This window comes from Streptomyces sp. NPDC001056, from assembly GCF_053598955.1.
This window is the reverse complement of sequence record NZ_JBSFLI010000081.1, coordinates 1-3,329: the sequence shown is the minus strand read 5'-3', so window position 1 is coordinate 3,329 and position 3,329 is coordinate 1. Positions and strand designations below refer to the sequence as shown.

General features: G+C 69.1%; 1 protein-coding gene. It reads right to left on the bottom strand.

The genetic code is table 11. The features are described 5' to 3' along the window. Positions 1-3,329: Ig-like domain repeat protein (locus tag ACWDD7_RS37430; RefSeq protein ID WP_450460685.1), on the bottom strand; the 3,329-nt coding region annotated here is incomplete at both ends.

Sequence of the window (3,329 nt, the reverse complement as noted above, 5' to 3'; positions counted from 1 at the left end):
ACGGGCGAGGTGGACCCGGTGAAGTCGGTGTCCCCGCTGTAGACAGCCGTCAGGGAATGCGACCCGACCCCGAGAGCGGACGTGGTGAAGGTGGCCGTACCGCCCACGAGGGTGCCGGTGCCGAGAAGGGTGGCGCCGTCGAAGAAATCGACCGTCCCCGTCGGCGTACCCGAACCCGGCGGCACCGCAGTCACCGTCGCCGTCAGCGTCTTCGCCTCACCGAACACAGAAGGATCGGGCGCCGACGTAAGACCGGTCGTCGTCGCCGCCTGCGTCACCGTCTGAACATCCGCCGGAGACGCCGACCCGCTGAAGTCGGTGTCCCCGCTGTAGACAGCCGTCAGGGAATGCGACCCGACCCCGAGAGCGGACGTGGTGAAGGTGGCCGTACCGCCCACGAGCGTGCCCGTACCCAGCAGCGTGGCGCCGTCGAAGAAATCGACCGTACCCGTGGGGGTGCCCGCACCCGGCGGCACGACGGTCACCGTCGCCGTCAGCGTCTTCGCCTCACCGAAGACGGAAGGATCGGGCGCGGAGGTGAGACCGGTCGTCGTCGCCGCCTGCGTCACCGTCTGAACATCCGCCGGAGACGCCGACCCGCTGAAGTCGGTGTCCCCGCTGTAGACAGCCGTCAGGGAATGCGACCCGACCCCGAGGGCCGACGTGGTGAAGGTGGCGGTACCGCCCACGAGCGTGCCCGTACCCAGCAGCGTCGCACCGTCGAAGAAATCGACCGTGCCCGTCGGCGTACCAGAACCCGGCGGCACAGCGGCGACGGTGGCCGTGAGCGTCTTCGCCTCACCGAAGACAGAAGGATCGGGCGCCGACGTAAGACCGGTCGTCGTCGCCGCCTGCGTCACCGTCTGGACATCCGCCGGAGACGCCGAACCCGTGAACTCCGCGTCCCCGCTGTAGACAGCCGTCAGGGAATGCGACCCGACCGCGAGGCTGGACGTCGTGAGCGTCGCCGTTCCCGCGATCAGCGTCCCGGTACCCAGGAGAGTGGCGCCGTCGAAGAAATCGACCGTACCGGTCGGCGTACCCGAACCTGGCGGCACGGCGGTGACCGTCGCCGTCAGCGTCTTCGCCTCACCGAAGACGGAAGGATCGGGCGCCGAGGTGAGACCGGTGGTCGTCGCCGCCTGCGTCACCGTCTGGACATCCACCGGAGACGTCGAACCCGTGAACTCCGCGTCCCCGCTGTAGACAGCCGTCAGGGAATGCGACCCGACCCCGAGGGCCGACGTGGTGAGGGTGGCGGTGCCGCCGACGAGGGTGCCCGTACCCAGTAACGTCGCACCGTCGAAGAAATCGACCGTACCCGTCGGCGTACCAGAACCCGGCGGCACCGCAGTCACCGTCGCCGTCAGCGTCTTCGCCTCACCGAAGACAGAAGGATCGGGCGCCGAGGTGAGACCGGTGGTCGTCGCCGCCTGGGTGACCGTCTGGACATCCGCCGGAGACGTCGAACCGCTGAAGTCGGTGTCCCCGCTGTAGACAGCCGTCAGGGAGTGCGACCCGACCGCGAGAGCGGACGTGGTGAAGGTGGCGGTACCGCCGACGAGGGTGCTGGTGCCGATGAGGGTGGCGCCGTCGAAGAAGTCGACGGTGCCGGTGGGGATGCCGGCTCCCGGCGGTACGGCGGTGACCGTCGCCGTCAGTGTCTTCGCCTCACCGAAGACAGAAGGATCGGGCGCCGAGGTGAGACCGGTGGTCGTCGCCGCCTGGGTCACCGTCTGGGTGTCCACCGGGGACGTCGAACCCGTGAACTCCGTGTCCCCGCTGTAGACAGCCGTCAGGGAATGCGACCCGACCGCGAGAGCGGACGTCGTGAAGGTGGCGGTACCGCCGACGAGGGTGCCCGTACCCAGCAGCGTCGCACCGTCGAAGAAATCGACCGTACCCGTCGGCGTACCGGCGCCAGGTGGTACGGCGGTGACGGTGGCCGTGAGCGTCTTCGCCTCACCGAAGACAGAAGGATCGGGCGCCGACGTAAGACCGGTCGTCGTCGCCGCCTGCGTCACCGTCTGGACATCCACGGGCGAGGTGGACCCGGTGAAGTCGGTGTCCCCGCTGTAGACGGCGGTGAGGGAGTGCGACCCGACCCCGAGAGCGGACGTGGTGAAGGTGGCCGTACCGCCCACGAGGGTGCCCGTACCCAGCAGCGTCGCACCGTCGAAGAAATCGACCGTACCCGTCGGCGTGCCGGCGCCAGGTGGTACGGCGGTGACGGTGGCCGTGAGCGTCTTCGCCTCACCGAAGACAGAAGGATCGGGCGCCGACGTAAGACCGGTCGTCGTCGCCGCCTGCGTCACCGTCTGGACATCCACCGGAGACGTCGACCCGCTGAAGTCGGTGTCCCCGCTGTAGACGGCGGTGAGGGAGTGCGACCCGACCCCGAGGGCCGACGTCGTGAAGGTGGCCGTACCGCCGCTCAGCGTCCCGGTACCCAGCAGCGTGGCGCCGTCGAAGAAATCGACCGTACCCGTGGGGGTGCCCGCTCCCGGCGGCACGACGGTCACCGTCGCCGTCAGCGTCTTCGCCTCACCGAAGACAGAAGGATCGGGCGCCGAGGTGAGACCGGTGGTCGTCGCCGCCTGGGTCACCGTCTGGGTGTCCACCGGGGACGTCGAACCCGTGAACTCCGTGTCCCCGCTGTAGACCGCCGTCAGGGAATGCGACCCGACCGCGAGAGCGGACGTGGTGAGGGTGGCGGTGCCGCCGACGAGGGTGCCCGTACCCAGCAGCGTCGCACCGTCGAAGAAATCGACCGTACCGGTCGGCGTACCGGTGACGGGCGGCGCGGGGGCGACCGTCGCCGTGAGGGTCTTCGCCTCGCCGAAGACGGAGGGATCGGGCGCGGAGGTCAGGACGGTGGTGGTGGGGAAGGGAGCGGTGGCGGTGATGCTGACGGTCGCGTCGCCGTTGTTCACGACGTAGGCCGCGGTCCCGTCCGGGGTGATCGCGATGCCGAACGGCGCGCTGCCGACACCGATGGAACCGATCACGGTCTGACCGGCCGCGTTGATCACGCTGACCGTGTTGTCGCTGTTGTTCGTCACATAGACGTGAGTTCCGTCGGGCGAGACGGCGACTCCCACGGGCGCACTGCCGACGGTGATGGTGTTGGTGACCGTCTCGGTGGCGGTGTCGATCACGCTGACCGTGCCGTCACCGTTGTTCGCCACATAGACCTGGGAACCGTCCGGAGTGACCGCCACACCGAAGGGCGAGCTGCCGACGGTGATGGTGTTGGTGACCGTCTGGGTGCCGGTGTCGATCACGCTGACCGTGCCGTCACCGGAGTTCGTGACGTAGACCGTCGAGCC